Below are 22679 nucleotides of genomic sequence, written 5' to 3'. Positions count from 1 at the left end.
TCGCCCCAACACTCAGCGATCGCCACCTTAGTCGGTTTCACCCCCCTTCTATTGTCGCACTCTTTTCTGGATTTGATATGATTTGCCAGTCGAACTTAGTCAGCGCTGCCCTATTATTCATTGGAGCTACGATCTAATTCCAGAAACCCTGATTTAGTTCACTAGGGACTTTTCTTTAGTTAAATGTAAAGTTTGATGTCAACATTCAACACTTCTGTGTTTCACCATCTAAAGTATCGGGTTTAATCCGTTTTTCTACCTGCTGGCCTGGACGATAAATTTTTACCGTTTGCCCTTGAATATTGATCAACCAACCGAGACTAGCACCATTATCTATAGCGCTTCGCGCTAGGGAATAGGGAATAGGGAATAGGCAATAGCTTGTATGGCTTAGGTTCTAAGGCTTCAAGCTGTACCTCATAGAAGAGAGAAATGCTATAGATATTCTTGCATTTTCGCTTGTAACTCTTTCAGAGAGTCGGTTTTCGATCGCAATTCCAAGACAAAATCTGGACATAGAGGAGGAAAAGTATCTTGTTGGTCAGGGGTGAGAGCGTCCCATCGTTCGCGCTGCACCCAAGAAACATCCGGCGATCGCGCTGCACCATTGGGTAAGCGAAAGGCAGTGGAAGAGTCAAAGACTTTTCCCGGTTGAGATGTTCGATTCCAGATAATAAAGTCCGCACTCAGTTCAGCATTCCGTTCGCCAGTATTTCCTCCAGTGGGGGGCATAATAATTAATTCTCCAGTAGCGGTTTGTTCCAGACGCAGATCGCGATTGGCGATCGCCAGTTGTGCAAACTGTTCTGGAGTCACTTGTAACTGTTCGGGAATAATCAAGGTATATGTCATCTTCCCAGCCTACATTTATCATTGCCCATCATTGTAGGGTGGGCAGTGTCAGAGTTGTCGAAGTTGAATCAATGGCTTAGATCAAATTCATTAATTTAGCTAAAGGAAATACAGCACGATTCTCCCAAACCCGTACAATGACTGTTGGCCATTGGCTGTTGCGTCTTGCCTCTATAGCAGGCTGGCTGGGCAGCAGGTCACTGGCAACTGAATATATAGACCTCTTGCAGAAATCAGGCACTCTAGCAATAGGCAATAGTCATAAGAATATATGATGACGGCATTACTATTCATTTTCTGCCCACTTCTGTAAGAAGTCTAATCTCTCTTCGCACTCTAAAACTCAAGAACTATGCCCCGTCGCAACGATATTAAAAAAATTCTTCTCCTCGGTTCTGGCCCAATTGTCATTGGCCAAGCCTGTGAATTTGACTATAGTGGCGTACAAGCGTGTAAAGCCCTACGCTCCGAGGGATACGAAGTGGTGCTGATTAACTCCAACCCAGCAACCATCATGACCGATCCAGAAACGGCAGAGCGGACGTATATTGAACCGCTAGTGCCTGAAATTGCCGAGAAAGTGATCGCCCAGGAACGCCCAGATGCCCTATTGCCGACGATGGGCGGGCAAACGGCGCTCAACTTGGCGGTTAACCTGGCCAAAAATGGCACACTGGAGCGTTATGGGGTGGAACTGATTGGAGCCAAACTTGAGGCAATTGAAAAGGCAGAAGACCGGTTGTTGTTCAAGGAAGCGATGCAGCGCATTGGGGTGAAAGTGTGCCCGTCGGGAATTGCCAATACCCTGGATGAGTCCAAACAAATTGCAGCCGAGATTGGGGTGTATCCCCTGATTATCCGCCCAGCGTTTACTCTGGGGGGAACTGGGGGCGGTATTGCCTATAACCAAGAGGAATTTGAGACGATGGCCCAGTATGGGCTAGATTGCTCGCCCATGTCTCAGATTCTGATCGAACAGTCATTGATTGGCTGGAAGGAGTATGAGCTAGAGGTGATGCGCGATTTGGCGGATAATGTGGTGATTATCTGTTCGATTGAAAACATTGACCCCATGGGAGTACATACGGGGGATTCGATTACAGTGGCTCCAGCACAGACGCTGACAGATAAGGAGTATCAGCGCCTCCGGGATGCGTCGATCGCCATTATTCGTGAGATTGGGGTGGAAACCGGTGGCTCGAATATCCAATTTGCAGTCAATCCGGTGGATGGGGATGTGATTGTGATTGAGATGAATCCCAGGGTATCGCGCTCCTCGGCCTTGGCTTCTAAGGCCACTGGGTTCCCGATCGCCAAATTCGCCGCTAAACTGGCAGTCGGCTATACCCTCGATGAGATTCCCAACGACATTACCCAAAAAACACCAGCTTCCTTTGAACCGACAATTGATTATGTGGTCACCAAGATTCCCCGGTTCACATTCGAGAAGTTCGCCGGAACGGAGCCGATTTTGACGACGCAAATGAAGTCGGTGGGTGAAACGATGGCTATTGGGCGCACGTTCTGTGAGTCGTTCCAGAAGGCTCTGCGAAGCCTGGAAACCGGAAGAGCAGGTTGGGGCTGTGATAAGTCCGAGGTGCTGCCCAGTTTAGAGTCAATTCGCCAGGGTCTGCGGACACCGAATCCCGATCGCATCTTCACCCTGCGTCATGCCCTGATGGCTAAGATGTCGCTGGATGAGGTGTACGAGCTGACAGGAATTGACCCCTGGTTTTTGGACAAGTTTAACCAACTCTTGGACGCGGAGAAGTTCCTAAAGCGTACGCCCCTGTTAAGTATCAAGACCGACGAGATGCGGGAAATTAAACAGTTGGGATTTAGCGATCGCCAAATTGCCTTCGCCACGTCTACTAATGAGACAACGGTGCGATCTCGCAGACAAGAGTTGGGGATTACACCCGTATACAAAACAGTGGATACCTGCGCGGCGGAGTTTGAAGCCTTTACGCCCTATCACTATTCCACCTATGAACTAGGGGAAACCGAGACTCAACCCTCTGAACGGCGGAAAGTGATGATCCTTGGTGGTGGTCCCAACCGCATTGGCCAGGGGATTGAGTTTGACTATTGCTGCTGTCATGCCAGTTTCTCGTTGCGCGATGCTTCTTTTGAGACCATTATGGTCAACTCGAACCCGGAAACGGTTTCAACAGACTACGATACGAGCGATCGCCTCTATTTTGAACCTCTCACCCTGGAGGATGTCCTCAATATTATTGATGCGGAACAGCCGGAGGGCATCATTATTCAGTTTGGAGGACAAACGCCCCTGAAGTTAGCAGTTCCTTTACAGAGCGCCTTGGAGGATCATCCCAAAACTAAGATTTGGGGCACATCCCCCGATTCCATTGATACGGCCGAAGACCGGGAGCGGTTTGAAGCCATTTGCCAGGAGTTAAATATCTTACAGCCGCCCAATGGAATTGCGCGATCGACTCAAGAGGCGATTCGCGTGGCGGGTCGCATTGGCTATCCGGTGGTCGTCCGTCCCTCCTATGTTCTAGGGGGAAGAGCCATGGAGATTGTCTATTCGGATGGCGAACTGGAGCGGTATATGACGACCGCCGTGCAGGTGGAGCCAGACCACCCGATTCTAATTGATAAGTTCTTGGAAGGGGCGATCGAGGTGGATGTGGATGCCCTCTGTGATGCCACAGGTGAGGTGGTCATTGGCGGCATCATGGAGCATATCGAACAAGCGGGAGTCCATTCTGGAGACTCAGCCTGCGCGATTCCGCCGTTTACGCTTGCCTCATCCGTGTTAACGACAATCCGCACTTCGACGGTGGCTTTAGCGAAGGCCCTGAATGTAATTGGCTTGATGAATATTCAGTTTGCCGTGCAGCGCACTTCGGCTCCGCTCAGTGAACGGGTTTATATCCTGGAGGCAAATCCGAGGGCTTCGCGAACTGTACCCTTTGTGTCGAAGGCCATTGGTAAACCTTTAGCTAAGTTGGCTTCTCTCGTAATGTCAGGAAAAACCCTAGCCGAGGTGGGACTGACGGAAGAGATTATTCCACAGCATGTGTCGGTGAAAGAGGCCGTGCTGCCCTTTGAGAAGTTCCCCGGTGCGGATACCCTGTTGGGGCCAGAGATGAGATCGACTGGGGAGGTGATGGGGATTGACTCGTCGTTTGCCACGGCGTTCGCCAAAGCAGAAGTAGCCGCTGGCGTGCGGCTGCCGTTATCGGGTTGCGTGTTCGTCAGTTTGAGCGATCGCGAGAAGGAGGCGATCGTTCCGGCGATCGAGGAGTTGATGGAGCTGGGCTTTAGCGTTATGGCGACTGCGGGAACTCGGCGGGTGCTGAGGTCGAAGGGGCTGGAGAATGTGCAACCCATTTATAAGCTCCATGAGGGACGGCCCAATGTCCTTGATGAGATTAAGAACCACAATATCCAATTGATTATTAATACGCCCTCTGGTGAAGAGGCCCAGGCTGATGGGCGGCTGCTGAGGCGATCGGCTCTGACCTATAAGTTGCCCATTATTACTACGATTGCTGGCGCTAAGGCAACGGCTGAGGCCATTCGATCTCTGAAGTCTTCGCCCCTGGAAGTAAAGGCTTTGCAAGACCATATTCAGGCTTAGGTTTTGCTTGGTGGCGTGAGGGGTTTAACTATTCTTATTTCTTATAGATAGAATCATTCCTTACGCTCCTCTGACTTCGCGATCGCCCCGTAGACCCTAGTCTATGGGGTTAATCTTTGGAATAAAATGGGGTTTCCCTATTGCCTATTGCTATTGCCTATTGCTAGAGTACCTCCCCTAAGAAATTTACAAAAATGTTGTAAACAATGCATTTCTTCATAAAGTTCCTGGGTAACCTATGGGGAATCACAACTAGACAAGACCCGGGAGGTATTCCTCTATTCATTCTTAACCAGTAGACGCTAGCTTAAAACAATGTTACAATACTTAACATAATAGAATTCTGGTAGATAACGACCATGACAAGCGAACTCATTTTAGTCACAGCCACATCCGTTATCGGTCTGATCGTTGCCCAACGGCTCATTGAAAACCCATCGGAATCTGCCCCAGAAGCAGAAGTCGTTCCTATCCCTGTCAGAACAGATGAGACAGATAGCGCTATGCGCTAGGAAATAGGCAATAGCAAAGGGTAACAGTTCAAAATAGTGTGCATTTTGTCAAGTCCAAAATAGAGCGCCAAGCTCATTGAATAGCGCGATTTGTGGACACTTCAAAGAAACAGTAAAACCGGGTATTGCCTTTTGCTAGAGTGCCTTTTACCTCTCCTTACTCCTAGTCCAAGGACTAGCCTTCCTATTGTTGTCAACCCAAGACGCAGACCTATGAAAACCGCCCAAAACCCTACCGATCCCGTTCGTGCTTATCTTCGCGAAATTGGCCGTGTTCCTCTGCTCACTCATGAGGAGGAAATTACCTTGGGTAAGCAAGTGAAGTACTTAACCGATCTTCAAGAAACCAAAGATACTTTAGCCAAGGAAACTGACCAGGAACCGAGTTTAGAGGAATGGGCCAAAGTGGCTGGTGTTTCTGTAGGGGCGCTGCGTCAGGCCATCGCCCAAGGAGAACGAGCCAAGCGCAAGATGGTGGAAGCGAATTTGCGTCTGGTGGTCTCAGTGGCGAAGAAGTATATTAAACGCAATGTAGACTTGTTGGATTTGATCCAAGAAGGAACGATTGGGATGCAACGGGGGGTAGAAAAGTTTGACCCCACGAAGGGCTACCGGTTCTCTACGTATGCGTATTGGTGGATTCGTCAAGCCATTACTCGAGCGATCGCCGAAAAAGGACGCACCATCCGCCTACCGATTCATATTACAGAAAAACTCAATAAGATTAAGAAAGCTCAACGGCAATTGTCCCAAACCTTGGGGCGATCGGCAACCATTAATGAGTTGGCCGAAGAGTTGGATCTAACTCCCAAACAAGTGCGGGAATACTTAGAACGTTCTCGTCTTCCTTTATCCCTGGATTTGCGCGTGGGAGACAACCAAGATACGGAATTGGGTGAGCTTTTGGAAGATACTGGCCCATCTCCAGAAGATTTCACCATGAATACGTCTCTGCGAGCTGAATTAGAGCAAATGATGGCAGATTTAACCCCCCAACAACAGCAGGTTTTATCGTTGCGGTTTGGGTTGGAAACTGGTCAATCCATGACCTTAGCCAAAATTGGCGATCGGCTCAACATCAGTCGCGAGCGGGTTCGTCAAATTGAACGGGAAGCTTTAGGTAAGTTACGCAAGCGTAAAGCGGATATGCGCGAGTACATCGCCAGTTAGCGTCTCGCTCTCAAGAACGATACGATGTTGCGTCCCTTAATTCTCAACAAAAAACAAGCCGGTTCTACTGAACTGGCTTGCTTTTTGTTGGAGCGAAATGAAGGAGCGAAATGAAAAGGTAATCGGCGATCGCCGTGTCTTCAGTGTCTCTCCATCACCCTATCCTCTCGCGTTTTCTTAGAAGTTTTCTTGAGGCGCAAACTTACCCAAATCATGCGCTGGAGAGGCTCAGGGACTTCTGGGTGGAGACCTTCGGATATTTCTTCAAAGGTTTTGATTGCTCCTGGATAGACAAATACTGAGTCTCCCGCTTCAACCAGACAAGCTAAAATAGCTGATTCTTCCAGAAAGTAAGTGGTAACTAGAGCTATTTCTTGACTTTTCTGTTGATGTTCTTGATCGATATGAATGGCTTTCCCTCGATGGAGATAGGCGTAAGCAAACCGATTGACGAGCTCTTGAAAAGATGGCTCATTTTGATAAAGTTCTTGTACTTGCTGATAATAAGCTAAAAACTGCGATATTTTCTCAATTTCTGAAGTTCGTTTGAATTGAAAATCACACTTTTGTGCGTATTGATAAAAATAGCTCTGATTTTGTTTTATAAATTCTTGACCCGTCTGGAGAGCTGCTTGCAAGGCAGTTTCTGCCGTTGATTGATGTCTGACTTCAAGAGTTAGTCGATAAAGGCTATCTCCAATAATGACGGTGCAGCTCCGGAAGTTGTCACTAATCCACTCAATAGTAGCTTTAAGCCGCCTGGTGTCCATAAAGTTTTTACTACCTAAGCTAATTAAGAAAACACAGCTTTGATAGTCAGCGAGTGAGTTACAAAGATGGCGAGGACAGACTTTTGCTAGTCCAGCTTGGTAATGGTACATTGGACTCGTCTTATTCTCGTTTAAACTTAAGGACTTTTGTTTGCAACTAATAGCTTGACTGACTTGGGATTGAATTTTTTTGAGTTGTTCGAGCGAGAATTGATTCCAATCCAGATGGTTTACGATCGTTTCTTGATCTTGGTATTGACTCATTTTAGAGTTAAAGTTATGTGTTATACTTAGAAAGAAAAAGACTTTAAAAATCCCCCAAAAAAACATCTACAAGGTCTTTCTTGGGGGATTGGATCGGAGTGACAGGAGCCTCTGCAAATTGATAATCCAGTATTAACGAGACTTAAACATCAGTTTCAAATAAGGCAAGGCGTAGCCGTTGGCTGGCTTCTTCTAGCTCTGCCATAGATTCTAGACTAACCACTACACTCCGTTCAATTCCTAAAATTTTTGCGGCTTTGGCAACGGCTGCTTTTTCTTTTTCATGATAAGTTCCATCAGCACGGCTCATTTTGATAGCTTGGTACAACATCGATCGCCGAAAGTTGAGTGGAAATGTATAGCTAATTCCAGTGAGTAACTCTTCTACATTAACATTTTTCCAGTCGAACTTACGAAGTTCTGCAATGTATTCTTCTGAGTTTTCCATGAGCAGTTCTTGCTCATCAATGTACCATTGAAATTCGGCTTCTGCTAATTCACCATCGGCTCCAGCGATCGCCATTAGTGCCCCGCCGTACTTGATAGCAACATTAAAATCAACCGGTTGAGTAATATTGTACCGGTTCTGGGCATATTTAGTGGGTTTAAGAGACTCAGGCATTTTAATCTATCCTTAATTGAATTTTGTCCAAATTTTTGCTCTAAGGGAAACGCTCTCAATGCAAAGCTGAATGAGATAGGTCACCCATCACCTAGACTATATCAGGAACAAAGGTAATGGGTGACTGATGGAATTTAGTTTTTAGAGTCGTCCTTAAAGCTGGATAACCATTCTTGGATTTGGGAGGAAGCAATATCACGACCCCCTAATCCGAAAGCAATGGCGATCGCCACAGCAACCGCTCCAAATAATAATCCAAAGGCTAGATTCACAATATCTGGGGCAATTCCCATCTGTCTCAACGCCATCGCCGCCACCAAAATAATAATGGCAATGCGGGCAGCTTGAGCCAACATATGTCCTTGACGACTACCCGAACTGTCAATCACCTTAAACGCCAGATTCGCAAAGTATAAACCGATCGCAAATACAACCACACCGGCTAAAACTTGACTGGCAATTTTAATGATTGCGCCCACAATCAGCGTCAATGCTTCAAGTCCTAAAACATCGGTCGCGGTAACAGTGGCAAATAGCAGAATTGCAATTAAAACCACCATACCCACAATTTCTGAAGGGGTGCGGAAGTCAGAGGGAGGGGGAGGAAGAGGTAGATCCGAATCTCCTGCTTCTGGTGGTGGAGCAGTAGCATACGGTTCTTGTTGCAACCCCAACCAATAGAAGAGATTATCAAACCCAAATCCAGTTAAAACATTGGTAACTAAATCAGAGACAAATTTACCTCCAATGTAGGCAATAACCAAGATGATAGCCGCAGTAAACGCCAAGGGCACATAGCCCATAATCATTTCCAGCATACTGATGGCAGGTGTGGAAATCGCCTCGATTTTGAGGGCGTTAAGGGCAGCGATCGCAAAGGGAATCAGAATTAATACATAAGCGATCGTCCCAGCAATCCAGGATAATCCATGGGTTGCGCCTCCACCGGATAATCCAAAGCGATCGCCCATGCGATCGGCCCCACTAACCATGAGTAAATTGGTTACAATGCGACGGACAATGGTTGCGACTAACCAACCGGCTGCGCCAATCAAAATCGCACCCAAAATATTGGGTAAAATCAGCAGAATTTGATTGAGCAGAGCTTGTACGGGTTGCAGGGTTCCCTCTAACTGTAAGGTACTCAGAATCGAGGGTAAAAATAACAGAAATACAAACCAGTACATGGCATTCGCCAAGGTACTGCTGACGGAAACGGGCGCAGTTGTTCCCTCCTCAACCACTTGAGATTCTAAGCGTTGATCGAGATTGAGAAGGTTTAATCCTCGCAGAACTGCCAGCTTCACAATCGTTGCCAGTACCCAAGCAAGGGCTAAGAGAATACCTGCACTAACAATCTGAGGCACAAAGCCAAAAACTTGGTTGAGCAAGGTATTCAGGGGTTGGGAAACGATTTCTAGATCCAGAGAATCTAGAACCCCTACAAACACCACTAACATAATCAGCCAGAAAATGGCTGAACCGACCCATTTTTCAATCGGTGGGGCGGCACCCGAATCACTTGTCCCAGAAACCCAAGCAGCTAATTTATTGTCGATTTTCGTGCGTTTTAGCAGTCCTTCCGCAACTCCGGAAATTGCCCAAGCGACCAGAAATCCGCCAACTAAAATAGCAGCAGCAATAGCAATAGTCGAGACTAAACTCCACCATTGGGGAATTGAACCAGAGATGCTACTCAAACCAGGAACCGGTATTGCCGGCTCAGAGGCTGGGGCTTGCAAGAAAGGATCTAATAGATCCTGTGCTTGCGTCCAACTGGCATCCTCTGGTATTGACAGATCAATGTTGATGCTTTGCCCAGTAAAATTCATAGGTTTTGCTCCTTAAGTTTTGTGATCAATGCGTTTCTATCCCCGATCTAGGAGAAACAAGAGATAAACGCGATCGGGATAATCCCGAACATTGGCAAAATAACTAGAAGCGATTTACAGGCCTTATCGTACCAGAGTGATTGGCAGGGAGAGATAGGGGAAGTGGGGGGATGGGGGTTTCCTGTTCTCCATTACCCAAATTTTTAATTTTTAATTAATCTCATAGTGTCCAGCGAGTAAAGATAGGGCGACGACGGGGGCGGTTACTGCTCTCAGGATACGTTGACCGAGGGAAATGGGTTGAAATCCAGCTATAGTGGCTCCTTCAACTTCTTGGGGAGTCCAGCCGCCTTCTGGCCCGGTGGCGATTAAAATAGCTTCGCTAGGAGAGGGTAGGGGAAGAGTGAGCAGATGAGGAGCGCTAATACGGGTAACGGCAAGATAGGGATGGATATGGGACGTTTGTATAGCTTGGGTAAAGGATAGAGGATCGGCAATGGTGGGAATATGTTGGCGTTCGCATTGTTCAGCAGATTCCGTGGCAATGCGTCGCCACCGTTCGAGTTTTTGGGGTCTGGGTTTGAGGAGCGTGCGATCGCTAATTACAGGAATAATTTCCATCACTCCTAATTCAGTACAACAGCGGATAATCTCTTCAAAACCGTTTTTGGGTAAAGCCACGATTAAGGTAATGGCGATCGCCAATTCCGTTTGCATGGGAATCATTTCTAGCCGTTGAGCAGTTTCTAGATCGCACAGTTCACTTAACCACCATTCCGGTTGCATCAAGGCAATAAAGCGATCGCCCGGTTGCAAACGCAGCACTCGATACAAATAATGCTGTTGCTGGGGAGTCAGCCGGATTATATCGTTATCCAGTTGTTCTGGGGCGATCGCCACCCGTTGCCATTGTGTCACAATAATTGCTATAGCGCTTCACGCTAAGGAATACGAACTAGGGAATAGATTAAACTTCTGACAGAAGTCAGGCAATAATCCTAAGAATATACAGGGTTTATTGAGCAAAGGACTAAACGAAGTTTTTCCCCATTCCCTACTATCCCCTATTCCCCATTCCCTATTCCCAACTCCCCATTCCCCCAGGTTATGGGGTAAAATGCAGACCGCAACAGATCGAGTAAAAGCCCATGACTACCCGTGTTATCCTCGTCCGCCACGGTCAAAGCACTTATAATGCCCAGCAACGTATTCAAGGTCGGCTTGATCACTCCGTACTAACGGAACAAGGTAAAGCCGATGCTAAGTTAGTAGCCGCTGCGCTTCAAGACTTACCCCTAGATGGTATTTATTCGAGTCCCTTGCAACGCGCTCGACAAACGGCTGAAGAAATTGTGGCTCATCTTGGTTCATCCCTCACTATCGAAAGTCCAGAGACCTTATTAGAGGTCGATCTACCCTTATGGCAAGGGATGCTTAGAAAAGAAGTACAAACCCAATTCGCCCAAGAATATCAGGTTTGGAAACAACAACCGGAAGCCTTCAAAATGGTGATTTCTACCCCAGAAGGGCCAAAAGAGCATTATCCAGTACTAGCTATGCATGAGCAAGCTAAACGGTTTTGGCAAGATCTATTAGCCAAGCATCAGGGACAAACGGTATTAGTCGTGGCTCATAATGGGATTAATCGCTGTTTGTTGAGTACAGCGCTGAATATTTCTCCAGCTTATTATCAATCTATACTACAGTCGAATTGTGGTATTAGTGTCCTGAATTTTGCTGGCGGTTGGGGAGAAGAGGCACAATTAGAATCAATGAACCTCACCAATCATTTAGGAGTTGCCTTACCGAAATTTAATAAACCGGAAGGAATTCGCTTGTTGTTGGTGCGTCATGGCGAAACCCAATGGAACCGGGATAAACGCTTTCAAGGGGTGAAGGATATTCCCTTAAATGAAACGGGAAAAGAACAGGGACGCAAAGCAGGCGAGTTTTTGAAAGATGTGCATCTAGATTTTGCTGTTAGTAGTCCATTATTGCGCCCCAAAGAAACAGCAGAACTAATTTTGGAAGCTCATCCTGGAGTTGAGTTACAGCTTAATCCTCTCTTAGCAGAAATTAGTCATGGCTTGTGGGAGGGGATGTTAGAGAGTGAGATTGAAGCCGATTATCCTGGGATGTTAGCCGAATGGCAAAATTCGCCGGAAACGGTGCAAATGCCGGAAGGAGAGAATTTACAGCAGGTTTGGGATCGGGCGATCGCCGCTTGGAGCAGTATTCTAGAATCTGCTAAACCAGGCACAACTGGGATCGTTGCCGCTCACGATGCGATTAATAAGGCGATCGTTTGTCATTTATTTAATTTAGATCCTCAATATTTCTGGCACTTTAAACAAGGGAATGGTGCAGTCACGGTGATTGATTATCCCTATGGCGCTCAGGGCAAACCCATGCTCAAATGCCACAATATTACCTCTCACCTCAATTCTGGCATTCTTGACCGTACGGCAGCCGGTGCATTATAAGGAAATAAGCAATTAGGTAATAGGGCAAAACTGGTTTGCCCTTTCCTGATTACTCATGATTTAAGGCTTGCTGAAAGAGGATAAAACGTCCGATGTCAAAGGAATCTAGGTCGTATATGTCCCTAGTTCAACGACATTGAGGGAAAATGTTGACAAGGTAAATGATAGATTAACTCTATAGTAAACATCTAAGAATTGAATGTTTGATACCCCTATTTTCTGGGTTGTAGCACTAGACAATAGGCCTTGCTCATCATAGTTAAAGCTCAAAGTCCTTTGACTTATTCCTTCAACGTATCCTTAAGTACCGTACGGGCAGCCAAATGATTACGAGTCGAGGTGAGAATTTCCATTTCCCGCTCCAGTCGTTCAGTTGTACTTTGCATTTCTAATAAAGCTTGTTGTTCAGCCGCCACACCATATAAATTACTGGCGACCCAATAAGATAATTCAACTGGAAGGGTGGGGATATTATCGGGTAACTCAATTTCCTGACCCGTCAATTTAGAAGATAGGTGAACCACATCTTTGAGTAATTGTTCTACCTGAGTGCCCAAAGATCGCAAGTCTCGATCTGTCGGTTCATCTTCTATCCATTCTACCAACCCTACGCGATAGGGTTTTTCTCGCACATATTCTAAAACCCGAAACCGTTGTTGTCCCAGGGTAAGGATCTTCATGCGGTCATCGGGTAAACGTTGATGATTAACAATTTCCGCACAGCAACCAACAGCAGCGGCTTCATTTTTGACTGGGTTCCACATTAATACCCCAAACCGACTATCTGTGTCGAGAACGGTATTCATCATCATCCGATACCGAAACTCAAAGATATGTAAGGGTAGGGGTCTCCCTGGAAAAAGGACGACTTCAGGTAAGGGAAACAGAGGCAATTCTCGAACGGCGATGGAGGAAGAAGATGTCATAGTAATTTTCCTGTTCTGGGGACTCTCTTGAAAACCTGAAAATAGTAGAAACATCTTTTAGTCTATCGCATTGTTCGAGGCTGTAAAAACCTCACCGTTCATATTCAGCATCAATGCTTAACCAGGGAACCATCACTCAAGGGGTTACAGTTTCACTTCGATATCTACACCAGCCGGTAGATCCAGTTTCATCAAAGCATCAATCGTTTTAGAGGACGGTTGATAAATATCAATGATTCGACGGTGGGTACGAGTTTCAAAATGCTCCCGTGAGTCCTTATCCACGTGAGGAGATCGCAGGATACAGTAGATTCGGCGCTTAGTCGGTAAGGGAATGGGGCCAACTGCTGTAGCGTTGGTGCGGTTAGCGGTATCGACAATTTTTTCGCAAGAGGTATCGAGGAGACGGCGATCGAATGCTTTCAGGCGAATGCGGATTTTTTGTTGTTGTAGAGTTGCCATGATTATTTACAGTTGTCAAGGTTCTGTTGAATTCTGAGAGATAAACCCTTCCCAACTGGGTTCACTGGTAACTTAGGGAAGGGTTTAATGGAGATGAACGGAGGACTCAGTCCGGGCTATTTAAGGATCTTAGCGACCACACCAGCACCAATGGTACGGCCTCCCTCACGGATAGCAAAACGCATTCCTTGTTCAATAGCGATCGCATTGATCAATTCCACGTTCATTTTAATCCGGTCGCCGGGCATTACCATTTCTGCATCACTACCATCATCTGCGGTGAATGAGGTAATAGTGCCGGTTACGTCCGTTGTCCGTACATAGAACTGGGGACGATAGTTAGGGAAAAAGGGAGTATGGCGGCCACCTTCTTCTTTTTTCAACACATAAACTTCAGCTTCAAACTGAGTATGAGGAGTAATTGAACCCGGTTTAGCCAAAACCATACCCCGTTCAATATCCTCTTTTTTCATCCCCCGAAGCAGAAGACCAGCATTATCACCAGCCATCCCTTCATCCAGAGATTTCTTAAACATTTCCACACCGGTTACCGTTGTTTTGCGAGTATCTTTGATACCAACGATTTCCACTTCCTCGTTGATTTTGATTTTACCCCGCTCAATCCGTCCGGTTGCTACAGTTCCCCGACCGGTAATCGTGAACACATCTTCCACTGCCATCAAGAAGGGTTTATCCACATCCCGCTCTGGAGTCGGAATAAAGCTATCCACTTCATCCATCAACTGCCAAATGGCATCAATCCATTCATTTTCACCCCGTTGAGCATCAGGTTTTTTAGACATCGTTTCCACTGCTTCCAGGGCAGAACCAGCAACAATGGGAATATTATCACCATCAAAGTCATAGCTACTGAGCAGTTCCCGTACTTCCAGCTCAACGAGCTCTAACAATTCATCGTCATCCACTTGGTCTTTCTTATTCAAGAACACCACCAAGTTAGGAACACCCACCTGACGAGCTAAGAGAATATGCTCACGGGTTTGAGGCATGGGGCCATCAGCCGCAGAAACCACCAGAATCGCACCATCCATTTGCGCTGCCCCAGTGATCATGTTTTTCACATAGTCAGCATGTCCAGGACAGTCCACGTGAGCATAGTGACGGTTCTCCGTTTCATATTCCACGTGAGCGGTATTGATGGTAATTCCCCGTGCTTTCTCCTCTGGAGCAGCATCAATGTCTTCGTATTTCTTGGCTTTGGCTTGGCCAGCAGCGCCCAAGGTCATGGTAATAGCAGCCGTCAGGGTTGTTTTACCATGGTCAACATGACCAATCGTACCAATGTTAACGTGAGGTTTATTGCGTTCAAATTTTTCGCGTGCCATAACTAATTAAGTGTGCCTAATGTTGACTAGTTGACATCCTCCCCGGCTGAATACACGGAGATTCCTAAATCTCACGATTTAAGCTTTCTGCTTCTTAGCAACGGCCTCCACTCATTAGCGAGTTTTACGGTCTTACGTTCGCTCCACAGACTATCCCCGCAAGCCCTGCGGTTCTTATGCTAGACAATTAGAGTTTAAGCAGAAAACTGTCCTAAACTCTAATTGCCCTAGTGGATTTTATGCCTCTCCCTTGCTCTTGGCAATAATGGCTTCTGCCACATTCCGAGGAACTTCATCATAATGACTAAATTCCATCGAAAAAATTCCACGTCCTTGAGTTTTGGAGCGAATATCTGTGGCATAACCAAACATTTCTGCCAGAGGAACTTTAGCTGAGACTTTGCTAATCCCGCCTTCAGAACCCATCCCTTCGATCTGGCCACGACGGGAATTGAGGTCTCCCATCACATCTCCGAGGAAGTCTTCAGGAACTTCCACTTCTACCTTCATGGTGGGTTCAAGCAGCACGGGTGAGGCCTTAGTTACTGCTTCTTTGATTGCCATAGAGCCAGCAATCTTAAAGGCCATTTCCGACGAGTCTACTTCGTGGAAGGAACCATCAACCAAGGTGGCTTTGAGGTCGATGACTGGATATCCAGCTAAAATTCCCGATTCGCAGGCTTCTTTCATCCCTTGCTCGGCAGGGCCGATGTACTCTTTTGGTACAGATCCACCAACAATTTTCGAGACAAATTCAAAGCCGCTACCTGGATCGCCCGGTTCGAGTTGGATCACCACATGGCCGTATTGACCTTTACCCCCACTTTGGCGGATAAATTTACCTTCGGCTTTGATCGCTTTACGGATAGTTTCCCGATAGGCAACCTGGGGCGCACCCACATTCGCTTCCACTTTGAATTCCCGCAACATACGGTCTACAAGAATTTCTAAGTGCAGCTCTCCCATCCCGGCAATGACGGTTTGGTTGGTTTCCGGGTCAACGCTGACTCGGAATGTGGGGTCTTCTTCAGACAAGGCTTGGAGCGCTTTAGAGAGCTTCTCCATGTCTTGCTTGGTTTTCGGTTCTACGGCAACGGAGATCACCGGTTCTGGGATATAGAGAGATTCCAGAATTACCGGGGAACTGTCATCACAGAGCGTATCTCCCGTGGTGGTGTCCTTAAGACCCAAAATGGCTCCTAAGTCACCCGATCGCAGCTCATCGACTTCAATCCGTTCATCGGCCTTGAGAATAATCAAGCGAGAAGCTCGCTCTTTCTTACCCTTGGTCGAGTTCATGACATAGCTGCCTTTCTTCAGTACACCTGAATACACTCGGGTAAAGGTCAAGCGACCATAGGGATCGGACATGATCTTGAAGGCTAGGGCAGAGAAGGGCTGCTCATCATCCGCTTTGCGTTCCGTAGGAGTAGTCTTATCTAGGAGCGTTCCTTGGATCGCCTGCACATCGATGGGAGCCGGCATATAGTCAATTACGGCATCCAGAAGCAGTTGTACTCCTTTGTTCTTAAAGGCAGAACCACACAGCAGGGGAACGATCGTTCCGTCAATGGTTCCTTTACGCAGAGCCTCGTGGATTTCCGCTTCCGTTAACTCTTCTCCTTCCAAATATTTTTCGGTTAGAGCATCATCCGTTTCTGCTACCGATTCAACGAGTTTGGCACGATATTCTTTGGCTTGTTCTAGAACATCCTCGGGAATTTCCGTATCTTCAATATCAGTACCTAGATCATTGGTGTAAATCTTGGCACGCATCCGCACCAAATCGACAATACCTCTAAGATCACTTTCTGAGCCAATAGGAATTTGAATGGGGACAGCATTCGCCCGAAGACGATCTTTAATTTGTTCGTATACTTTAAAAAAGTTCGCTCCGGTGCGATCCATTTTGTTCACAAAAACAATCCGGGGCACTTTATAGCGGTCTGCTTGCCGCCATACTGTTTCTGATTGGGGTTGAACGCCACCAACCGAACAAAATACAGCAATTACGCCATCCAATACACGCATGGAACGTTCTACTTCAATGGTGAAGTCTACGTGACCAGGAGTATCGATAATATTTATTTGATGGTCTTTCCAACTGGTACTAATAGCTGCTGCTGTGATGGTAATCCCTCGTTCCCGTTCTTGGGCCATCCAGTCAGTCACTGCTGTTCCATCATGCACTTCACCAATCTTGTGAACAATGCCTGAGTAAAACAGGATTCTTTCAGTTGTTGTTGTTTTGCCCGCATCAATATGGGCAGCGATGCCAATATTGCGAATTTTCTCCAGCGGGATATTTCGTGCCACAGATACCTCCTTGGTCTTGAAAAGCAGTCTTGATTGTTTATTTTTTCGGCTCTTTTAGAATTGTATACTTTTTTTAAGCCAAACGATTAAGACTTCCTGAAGAAATCTAGTCTAAAACAAGGTTTAGACTAGATTCTGCTCAGTTCTTTTGAATTGGGCTAAAGATGAGGCGCTGAGTTGGCCTAATCCCTTAGTAACGATAGTGAGCAAATGCCTTGTTTGCTTCTGCCATGCGATGGGTTTCTTCCCGCTTACGAATGGTGTTTCCCGTTTCGTTGGCAGCATCCATGAGTTCATTGGCTAATTTCATGGCCATGGATTTACCTGAACGCTGTCTAGAGAATCGAATTAACCAACGTAGAGCCAAGCTCACACCGCGATCTGAGCGGACTTCCATGGGAACTTGGTAAGTAGCTCCACCTACCCGTCTGGCTTTTACCTCAACCAAAGGGGTTGCATTTTTCACGGCTTTTTCAAAGAGGGGTAGAGCATCGGAACCGGTGCGCTCTTCAATAATTTTGAAAGCATCATATAGGATATGAGAGGCTAAGGATTTTTTACCACTCTTCATGATCCGCCTGATGGTCATGCTAACCAGGCGACTATTGTGTACCGAGTCTGGAGGGACAGAACGGTGATGAGATACTCCTCGACGAGACATAAGTTTAGATCTGAGACTTCAATAATGGATTGGGTTTACAGTATATATTTACAACGACCAGCGCTAAAAATAATGAAGAAGCTATAACGGTTTATTTCAATTCCTTAAACCGTTCTAGACGCTTTATTTGGGGCGTTTAGCTCCATACTTAGAACGACCTTGCCGCCGATCTTTTACGCCTGCGGTATCTAGGGTTCCACGAATGATGTGATACCTTACACCCGGCAAGTCTTTCACCCGTCCACCGCGAATCATGACTACGGAGTGTTCTTGAAGGTTATGCCCAATCCCTGGAATATAAGCAGTGACTTCAAACCCGGAGGTTAAACGCACACGGGCAACTTTACGCAGGGCTGAATTCGGTTTTTTAGGCGTTGTAGTGTAGACACGGGTGCAGACTCCACGGCGCTGGGGGCAGCTTTTTAGGGCTGGAGACTTGGTTTTCCGTTCTATTTTCTGGCGTTCACTACGAATGAGTTGTTGGATCGTTGGCATAAGGTATGGAGGTTTGCTATAAACCGTCTCTGGTTCAACTTTGACGACAATTTTTAACTTTACCAACTAAACTCACCTTTTGTCAATCTTTTGGTCCCTTAACCCTTCTACTTTTAAGGCTGGTTAATGGCAAAGGATTGACCACAGCCACAAGTTCGGGTGGCATTAGGATTATGGAAGCGAAATCCTCCACCCATCAAATCATCAGAATAATCAACTTTCAGGCGATCGAGATAAGTTAATTGGGCTGGATCGACGATAATGGCGATCGCCTCATAATCATAGACTCGATCGGTCTCCTGTTTTTCTGAGTCAAACCGGATCTCATAGCTAAAGTCTGCACATCCCCCTGTCTGCACCTCAAAACGCACCCAAGGAGTCGATTGGGGATATCGGCTTTGCAACCGTTTTAATTCTGTGGCCGCAGCAGGGGTTAAATGAATCATGGGAAAGCGAGTTCAAACATCTATCATTTAGACTTTACTATCTTTGCCGTTCGTACGGGCATAATCATCTTGGAAGCGCACAATATCATCTTCACCCAGATATTCCCCATTTTGGACTTCGATCAGCACTAAGGGAATCACTCCCGGATTTTCCAAGCGATGGGAGTTTCCTTGGGGAACATAGGTGGATTGATATTGGTAAACCATGATTTCTTTGTCGCCACAGACGACTTTTGCCGTACCTGAAACCACAATCCAATGTTCGCTGCGGTGATGGTGCATTTGCAGGCTCAAGCGATGACCGGGTTTAACTTCAATGCGTTTAATTTTATAACCTTGTCCCTCTTCCAAAACCGTGTAGGTTCCCCAAGGACGTTCTCCCACTTCTGGCAAACTCTTGGAGGATGGAGACGACTTAGGAAGGGAGTCTTTAGTTTTGTCTGAATTAACAGTTGGGCGTTCTGAGGCTTGTACCATGATTGATTTTTCTCCGTAGAAGATTAGAAGTCTTGAGTTCCAAAATCGATAAGGGGAGAATTGACACTCGGTGGTCTAAAGACGTGCAAATATAGCGCCAAGAGATTGGCAATTTCTCGTATCTCCCCTCCGCCACCTTGCTCGGCATAAGTCCGAGGAGCGCTCTTGCATTGCCCGGCTTTCATCTCGACGCTCACCCTGACGGGTAGAACATGTTGCTCTCCGGCTGTTTTCGCTAACTTTTCAAGCATAACAATCTTCTCTGTTCGGTGTCATCTGTTAGCTTGAATGAGGGTGAGGACTTGATTGGATTTAAAGTGAATTGAATTAAGGCTCAAGAAAGATACCTAAGCTATTATGAATGCGGGCAGCACTTCGGGGGGAGCGGTCTAATAATTCTCCTCCTAAATAAAGTCCGGTGGAACTGCCACCATCTAAATTCAGGGCATCTACTGTACCAAGGTGTTGCATAATTTGAGCCATTTCGGTGAGGGTTGGCCCTTTGCCGTAGGAGCGGTTATGGACAGCGGTGATAATCAGTTGTCCATTGGAGGTTAAACCGATCGCACTCCGGGAAGCTTGCTGGCGAATAAAGGCATTGCTAAAGCTCTCTCCCTCAGCATCTAGCACGATACGACCATTTTTAATCAAGAGGGGGCCAGCGCCTAGGGTAAAGGGATAGTTGGAGGTGAGATCGGGGGATGAGGTGGCTTGTAGTTGGAGGCGACTTCTTGGGGGAATAGAGGGCGGAAGATCCTGGCCACGATGGACTAGGAGATATCCTTGGGGAGGGATGGGAAATTGGCCAGTTCCAGCTTGGGTGGTTTGGGTTTGAGAGATGACGCGATCGCCGTTTACCGAAATAAGGGTTTCATTGTCGGTCAGTGGCGTATAAGTTAACCCCCAAGCACGGGTATAGCGGGATAATCCCGGTTTGACATAGCCACTGTTGAGGTAAAGAATGGGATACTGTTGGTTGCTTTGAGTAGTAAGGGTTTCGGTGAGGGTTAGGCGATCGATGAGGAATTGTCCTCGGTTGTTCCAGGCGATCGCTCCCCGGTTAAGAATAGGGCCGGAAATCCATTCTCCATTGTCGCGAATGACTCCCAAAGGTAAGCGATTATTACGATTAAAAAATCCCGCATTAATGGCGGCTGCCACTTGAGATTGACGTGCTAAAGTCACTAAGGGAGAAGTCCCCGATGCAGCTTGATTATTCGTGCGAATGGGACGCAGTTGGATTTGGGGATTTTGCGGGTCAATTTGCAGCCAAAACACCGGAAACTGCGACGATCCAATGGTCACCGTTTGCTGTCGCCATTGAATGCTTGGGGCCCATTGGATTTGTTTTGTGGGAATATAGGCATCCAAATGGAAATCGATCGCCACCCGATAAGGTGCATTCGCGGTAAGAATTTGGGGACGCACTTGTTTGCTTTTCAGGTTAATTTCAATTTGTGTCCGTCCCGATTCCAGGGTAAATTTAATGCTATCAATGGCATTTCCAGCCTGGGATTCAAAGGAATCGAAGAGAGCAGGAGAAGCAACTGCTCCAAGAGTAATCACCGTCTTTCCGGGAGCATGGTTGACTTGTATGGGAGTTTCTTGATTGAAAGCGATCAGGAGGCGATCGCCCCAAGCTTCTTGTACCTGACGCATCCCCAAAAGCTGACTCGCAGGCGCTTCTAGCCTCAGCACATTCCCTTGGGGCACCATCCGCCATCCCAACTCTTGCACCCACTCCGTCACATCCACATATCGCGCAGTCGAGGTTACTTGAGCCGGAAGCGTCCACTGAGTTTGACGAGGGATTCCATACCACTGAATCGGTTGTAGAGCAGGATTCGAGGTACTGAGCAATTCTACACCAAAACCCGACACTAAACCCACATCACTAATCCCAATCCGCACTTGATTATTCTCTCGCCATTGTTTCCAGGCAATGGGTAATGTTTGACTATTAAAGATGATTTGATTACCTTGAGCGGGAAGAGTTTGCGCGAAGAATTCTTCCTCACTCATAGTTGATACAGGACACACCTCGGTTAAGCTATTCTCACAAGCGTTAACCGGAAGCGCATTTAGACCAGAAAACATCCCAGCGCCCAACAGCGTGATATAAAATAATGACAACATCAATTGTTTACCCCACAACCATACCTAAATCATACCCTTGGAATCGTTAGAAATCGGCAGAGACAAGGCACACCTTATCTCTACGAACATCCTACAATCCATGGACAACGTTATCTTCTCCATCCGGTTGTCAGTGCGATCCGAATAGATCTTGCATAATTGTGCAGAAAATAAATGGCAATGGAGTAATCCTGCATTCTTACCCCTATTCCCTATTCCCTCACCTTCTCCAAGAAGTCTATTGTCAAACTCTGTCACAACTGTCTTGAAAATGATAGATTAGTTTTTTGCATGATTAGTTAGATCGACCAAATTGTGGCTAAGAGCGTAACCTTGAAATTAGGATATATTGTCTTGTGTTGGCAACGTTAATGTAACCATGCTAAACAAATTTAGACTGCGATAACCCTCAGATATTACATCTGCATATTCTTTAGAATAGAATGGCTCGCTATGATAAGCAGTCCCTTCTGCCACTTCATATCGATTGAGTTCCGGTAAATTCATAATCACTTGAACTTGTTGTTCATTTTGGGGAACAACGATCACATGATATTTAGCCGCATTAGAGCCTTGGGTAATATATTCAGAGAACAAACCTTCTAATTCCGCAATAATCAACTGTTCTTGTTCGGAAACTTCTTCATCAATATTGACTAAAGCATTAATGATATCGTTGAATTCTGACACTTGTTTGTGAGGGGGAGAGGTTGCTAAGTAATCCATAACATCCTGACGTAACTTGATCAAATTAATAGAAGCCCCTGCTCTTCTATTGTTTTGTAAATTATCCCAAGAGTAATTAATATTCCAGTTGTCAGCAAAGGTTTGAATAAATTGCTTTTCTCGTTCATCAAGAAATTCATCAATCATTGCAACTTGACTTAAAATACTAATCACCTTTTTTGCTCCAGATGGTTTGAAAAACGATCGAGCCAAGTCTCCCGCCTCTTTTCTTTCCAAATTGAGGGTTTGTTTAATCAATTCCCATAACCCTTTTTTTCGCTCTCCTTCTACCCATAAAGACGTACCTACCAGGATATAAAATATAGCCAAACCACCAAACAATGTGGTGTCGATTAAACCAATCACTTCGCCTTGCAACAGATAGTTGAGGGCAAAGATCACTCCAGGAATTAAAGAAACCAAGTTAGCCGTAACGGATATACTTTCAGCAACGGCTCGTTCATGCTTTCGTTTCCAAATTTGGTTGATGGTTAGATATACTTCTGTTAGCGAAAAGCCTATGGATAGAAAAGCTAGAATAGATATTATTCTCTCGAAAGTGTTCATGATAGT

At 46.2% G+C, this 22679-nt stretch carries 19 protein-coding genes and 1 pseudogene; 4 read left to right on the top strand and 16 right to left on the bottom strand.

The genetic code is table 11. The features are described from left to right. Window positions 1–441: 441 nt before the first annotated feature. Window positions 442–852, bottom strand: a pseudogene (locus J7529_RS13135) (Uma2 family endonuclease); the annotation flags it as partial. Window positions 853–1204: 352 nt separating this feature from the next. Here J7529_RS13135 and carB point away from each other — a divergent pair. The 3 genes from carB to J7529_RS13120 all read left to right on the top strand — a co-directional run bounded on the left by carB (window position 1205) and on the right by J7529_RS13120 (window position 6144). Then, window positions 1205–4462, top strand: coding sequence for a carbamoyl-phosphate synthase large subunit (gene carB / locus J7529_RS13130; RefSeq protein ID WP_318729323.1), 3258 nt, complete (start codon window positions 1205–1207; stop codon window positions 4460–4462). A gap of 359 nt (window positions 4463–4821) precedes the next feature. Next, window positions 4822–4974, top strand: coding sequence for a hypothetical protein (locus J7529_RS13125; RefSeq protein ID WP_271936213.1), 153 nt, complete (start codon window positions 4822–4824; stop codon window positions 4972–4974). A gap of 213 nt (window positions 4975–5187) precedes the next feature. Then, window positions 5188–6144, top strand: a complete 957-nt coding sequence (locus J7529_RS13120; RefSeq protein WP_318729322.1) for an RNA polymerase sigma factor, RpoD/SigA family — start codon at window positions 5188–5190, stop codon at window positions 6142–6144. 140 nt (window positions 6145–6284) lie between these two features. On the opposite strand, the gene J7529_RS13115 is transcribed toward J7529_RS13120, so the two are convergent. From J7529_RS13115 to J7529_RS13100, 4 genes are all read right to left on the bottom strand, one after another. Next, a complete protein-coding gene (locus J7529_RS13115; protein WP_318729321.1) occupies window positions 6285–7178 on the bottom strand; it encodes a tRNA-dependent cyclodipeptide synthase in 894 nt (297 codons plus the stop codon). A gap of 142 nt (window positions 7179–7320) precedes the next feature. Next, the gene (locus J7529_RS13110; protein ID WP_318729320.1) at window positions 7321–7800 is read right to left on the bottom strand and encodes a TerB family tellurite resistance protein; all 480 of its coding nucleotides are present in this window, start codon (window positions 7798–7800) and stop codon (window positions 7321–7323) included. A gap of 134 nt (window positions 7801–7934) precedes the next feature. Further along, window positions 7935–9632, bottom strand: coding sequence for a mechanosensitive ion channel (locus J7529_RS13105; protein ID WP_318729319.1), 1698 nt, complete (start codon window positions 9630–9632; stop codon window positions 7935–7937). Window positions 9633–9842: 210 nt separating this feature from the next. After that, window positions 9843–10550: a 16S rRNA (uracil(1498)-N(3))-methyltransferase gene (locus J7529_RS13100; RefSeq protein ID WP_271936247.1), complete on the bottom strand. Its 708-nt coding sequence runs from the start codon at window positions 10548–10550 to the stop codon at window positions 9843–9845. Between the two features lie 230 nt (window positions 10551–10780). On the opposite strand from J7529_RS13100, the gene J7529_RS13095 reads away from it, so the two are divergent. After that, window positions 10781–12115 (top strand): histidine phosphatase family protein, encoded by a 1335-nt coding sequence (locus J7529_RS13095; RefSeq protein ID WP_318729318.1) that lies wholly within the window; start codon window positions 10781–10783, stop codon window positions 12113–12115. Window positions 12116–12396: 281 nt separating this feature from the next. On the opposite strand, the gene J7529_RS13090 is transcribed toward J7529_RS13095, so the two are convergent. From J7529_RS13090 to J7529_RS13040, 11 genes are all read right to left on the bottom strand, one after another. Next, window positions 12397–13041 carry an LON peptidase substrate-binding domain-containing protein gene (locus tag J7529_RS13090; protein WP_271936220.1) on the bottom strand — a complete coding sequence of 215 codons (645 nt, stop codon included), beginning with the start codon at window positions 13039–13041 and terminating at the stop codon, window positions 12397–12399. 144 nt (window positions 13042–13185) lie between these two features. Then, window positions 13186–13503, bottom strand: a complete 318-nt coding sequence (gene rpsJ / locus J7529_RS13085; RefSeq protein ID WP_271936222.1) for a 30S ribosomal protein S10 — start codon at window positions 13501–13503, stop codon at window positions 13186–13188. A gap of 116 nt (window positions 13504–13619) precedes the next feature. Beyond that, window positions 13620–14849 (bottom strand): elongation factor Tu, encoded by a 1230-nt coding sequence (tuf, locus tag J7529_RS13080; RefSeq protein ID WP_318729317.1) that lies wholly within the window; start codon window positions 14847–14849, stop codon window positions 13620–13622. A gap of 237 nt (window positions 14850–15086) precedes the next feature. Continuing rightward, window positions 15087–17165, bottom strand: a complete 2079-nt coding sequence (fusA, locus tag J7529_RS13075) for an elongation factor G (protein WP_271936225.1) — start codon at window positions 17163–17165, stop codon at window positions 15087–15089. Window positions 17166–17355: 190 nt separating this feature from the next. Beyond that, the gene (gene rpsG / locus J7529_RS13070; RefSeq protein ID WP_271936227.1) at window positions 17356–17826 is read right to left on the bottom strand and encodes a 30S ribosomal protein S7; all 471 of its coding nucleotides are present in this window, start codon (window positions 17824–17826) and stop codon (window positions 17356–17358) included. A gap of 123 nt (window positions 17827–17949) precedes the next feature. Next, the gene (gene rpsL, locus J7529_RS13065) at window positions 17950–18321 is read right to left on the bottom strand and encodes a 30S ribosomal protein S12 (RefSeq protein ID WP_271936249.1); all 372 of its coding nucleotides are present in this window, start codon (window positions 18319–18321) and stop codon (window positions 17950–17952) included. A 113-nt stretch (window positions 18322–18434) separates the two neighbouring features. Then, a complete protein-coding gene (locus J7529_RS13060; RefSeq protein WP_318729316.1) occupies window positions 18435–18767 on the bottom strand; it encodes an iron-sulfur cluster assembly accessory protein in 333 nt (110 codons plus the stop codon). Between the two features lie 27 nt (window positions 18768–18794). Then, entirely contained in the window at window positions 18795–19244 is a 450-nt protein-coding gene (locus J7529_RS13055) for a cupin domain-containing protein (protein WP_271936230.1), read from the bottom strand. 23 nt (window positions 19245–19267) lie between these two features. Beyond that, on the bottom strand, window positions 19268–19495 hold the full coding sequence (locus J7529_RS13050; protein ID WP_318729315.1) for a hypothetical protein: 228 nt from the start codon (window positions 19493–19495) through the stop codon (window positions 19268–19270). A gap of 76 nt (window positions 19496–19571) precedes the next feature. Then, the gene (locus J7529_RS13045) at window positions 19572–21266 is read right to left on the bottom strand and encodes a phosphodiester glycosidase family protein (protein WP_318729314.1); all 1695 of its coding nucleotides are present in this window, start codon (window positions 21264–21266) and stop codon (window positions 19572–19574) included. 453 nt (window positions 21267–21719) lie between these two features. Continuing rightward, window positions 21720–22673 (bottom strand): hypothetical protein, encoded by a 954-nt coding sequence (locus tag J7529_RS13040; protein WP_318729313.1) that lies wholly within the window; start codon window positions 22671–22673, stop codon window positions 21720–21722. Between the last annotated feature and the right edge of the window lie 6 nt (window positions 22674–22679).

Origin of the sequence: Roseofilum sp. Guam (assembly GCF_017746735.1) — a bacterium.
GTDB lineage: Bacteria > Cyanobacteriota > Cyanobacteriia > Cyanobacteriales > Desertifilaceae > Roseofilum > Roseofilum reptotaenium.
This window is presented reverse-complemented; position numbering and strand designations above follow the sequence as displayed.

What these genes read in the sequence shown, in the direction of transcription:
- carB (WP_318729323.1), top strand. Translation starts at nt 1,205, where the DNA reads ATGCCCCGTCGCAACGATATTAAAAAAATTCTTCTCCTCGGTTCTGGC.
- J7529_RS13125 (WP_271936213.1), top strand. Translation starts at nt 4,822, where the DNA reads ATGACAAGCGAACTCATTTTAGTCACAGCCACATCCGTTATCGGTCTG.
- J7529_RS13120 (WP_318729322.1), top strand. Translation starts at nt 5,188, where the DNA reads ATGAAAACCGCCCAAAACCCTACCGATCCCGTTCGTGCTTATCTTCGC.
- J7529_RS13115 (WP_318729321.1), bottom strand. Translation starts at nt 7,178, where the DNA reads ATGAGTCAATACCAAGATCAAGAAACGATCGTAAACCATCTGGATTGG.
- J7529_RS13110 (WP_318729320.1), bottom strand. Translation starts at nt 7,800, where the DNA reads ATGCCTGAGTCTCTTAAACCCACTAAATATGCCCAGAACCGGTACAAT.
- J7529_RS13105 (WP_318729319.1), bottom strand. Translation starts at nt 9,632, where the DNA reads ATGAATTTTACTGGGCAAAGCATCAACATTGATCTGTCAATACCAGAG.
- J7529_RS13095 (WP_318729318.1), top strand. Translation starts at nt 10,781, where the DNA reads ATGACTACCCGTGTTATCCTCGTCCGCCACGGTCAAAGCACTTATAAT.
- J7529_RS13090 (WP_271936220.1), bottom strand. Translation starts at nt 13,041, where the DNA reads ATGACATCTTCTTCCTCCATCGCCGTTCGAGAATTGCCTCTGTTTCCC.
- rpsJ (WP_271936222.1), bottom strand. Translation starts at nt 13,503, where the DNA reads ATGGCAACTCTACAACAACAAAAAATCCGCATTCGCCTGAAAGCATTC.
- tuf (WP_318729317.1), bottom strand. Translation starts at nt 14,849, where the DNA reads ATGGCACGCGAAAAATTTGAACGCAATAAACCTCACGTTAACATTGGT.
- rpsG (WP_271936227.1), bottom strand. Translation starts at nt 17,826, where the DNA reads ATGTCTCGTCGAGGAGTATCTCATCACCGTTCTGTCCCTCCAGACTCG.
- rpsL (WP_271936249.1), bottom strand. Translation starts at nt 18,321, where the DNA reads ATGCCAACGATCCAACAACTCATTCGTAGTGAACGCCAGAAAATAGAA.
- J7529_RS13060 (WP_318729316.1), bottom strand. Translation starts at nt 18,767, where the DNA reads ATGATTCATTTAACCCCTGCTGCGGCCACAGAATTAAAACGGTTGCAA.
- J7529_RS13055 (WP_271936230.1), bottom strand. Translation starts at nt 19,244, where the DNA reads ATGGTACAAGCCTCAGAACGCCCAACTGTTAATTCAGACAAAACTAAA.
- J7529_RS13050 (WP_318729315.1), bottom strand. Translation starts at nt 19,495, where the DNA reads ATGCTTGAAAAGTTAGCGAAAACAGCCGGAGAGCAACATGTTCTACCC.
- J7529_RS13045 (WP_318729314.1), bottom strand. Translation starts at nt 21,266, where the DNA reads ATGAGTGAGGAAGAATTCTTCGCGCAAACTCTTCCCGCTCAAGGTAAT.
- J7529_RS13040 (WP_318729313.1), bottom strand. Translation starts at nt 22,673, where the DNA reads ATGAACACTTTCGAGAGAATAATATCTATTCTAGCTTTTCTATCCATA.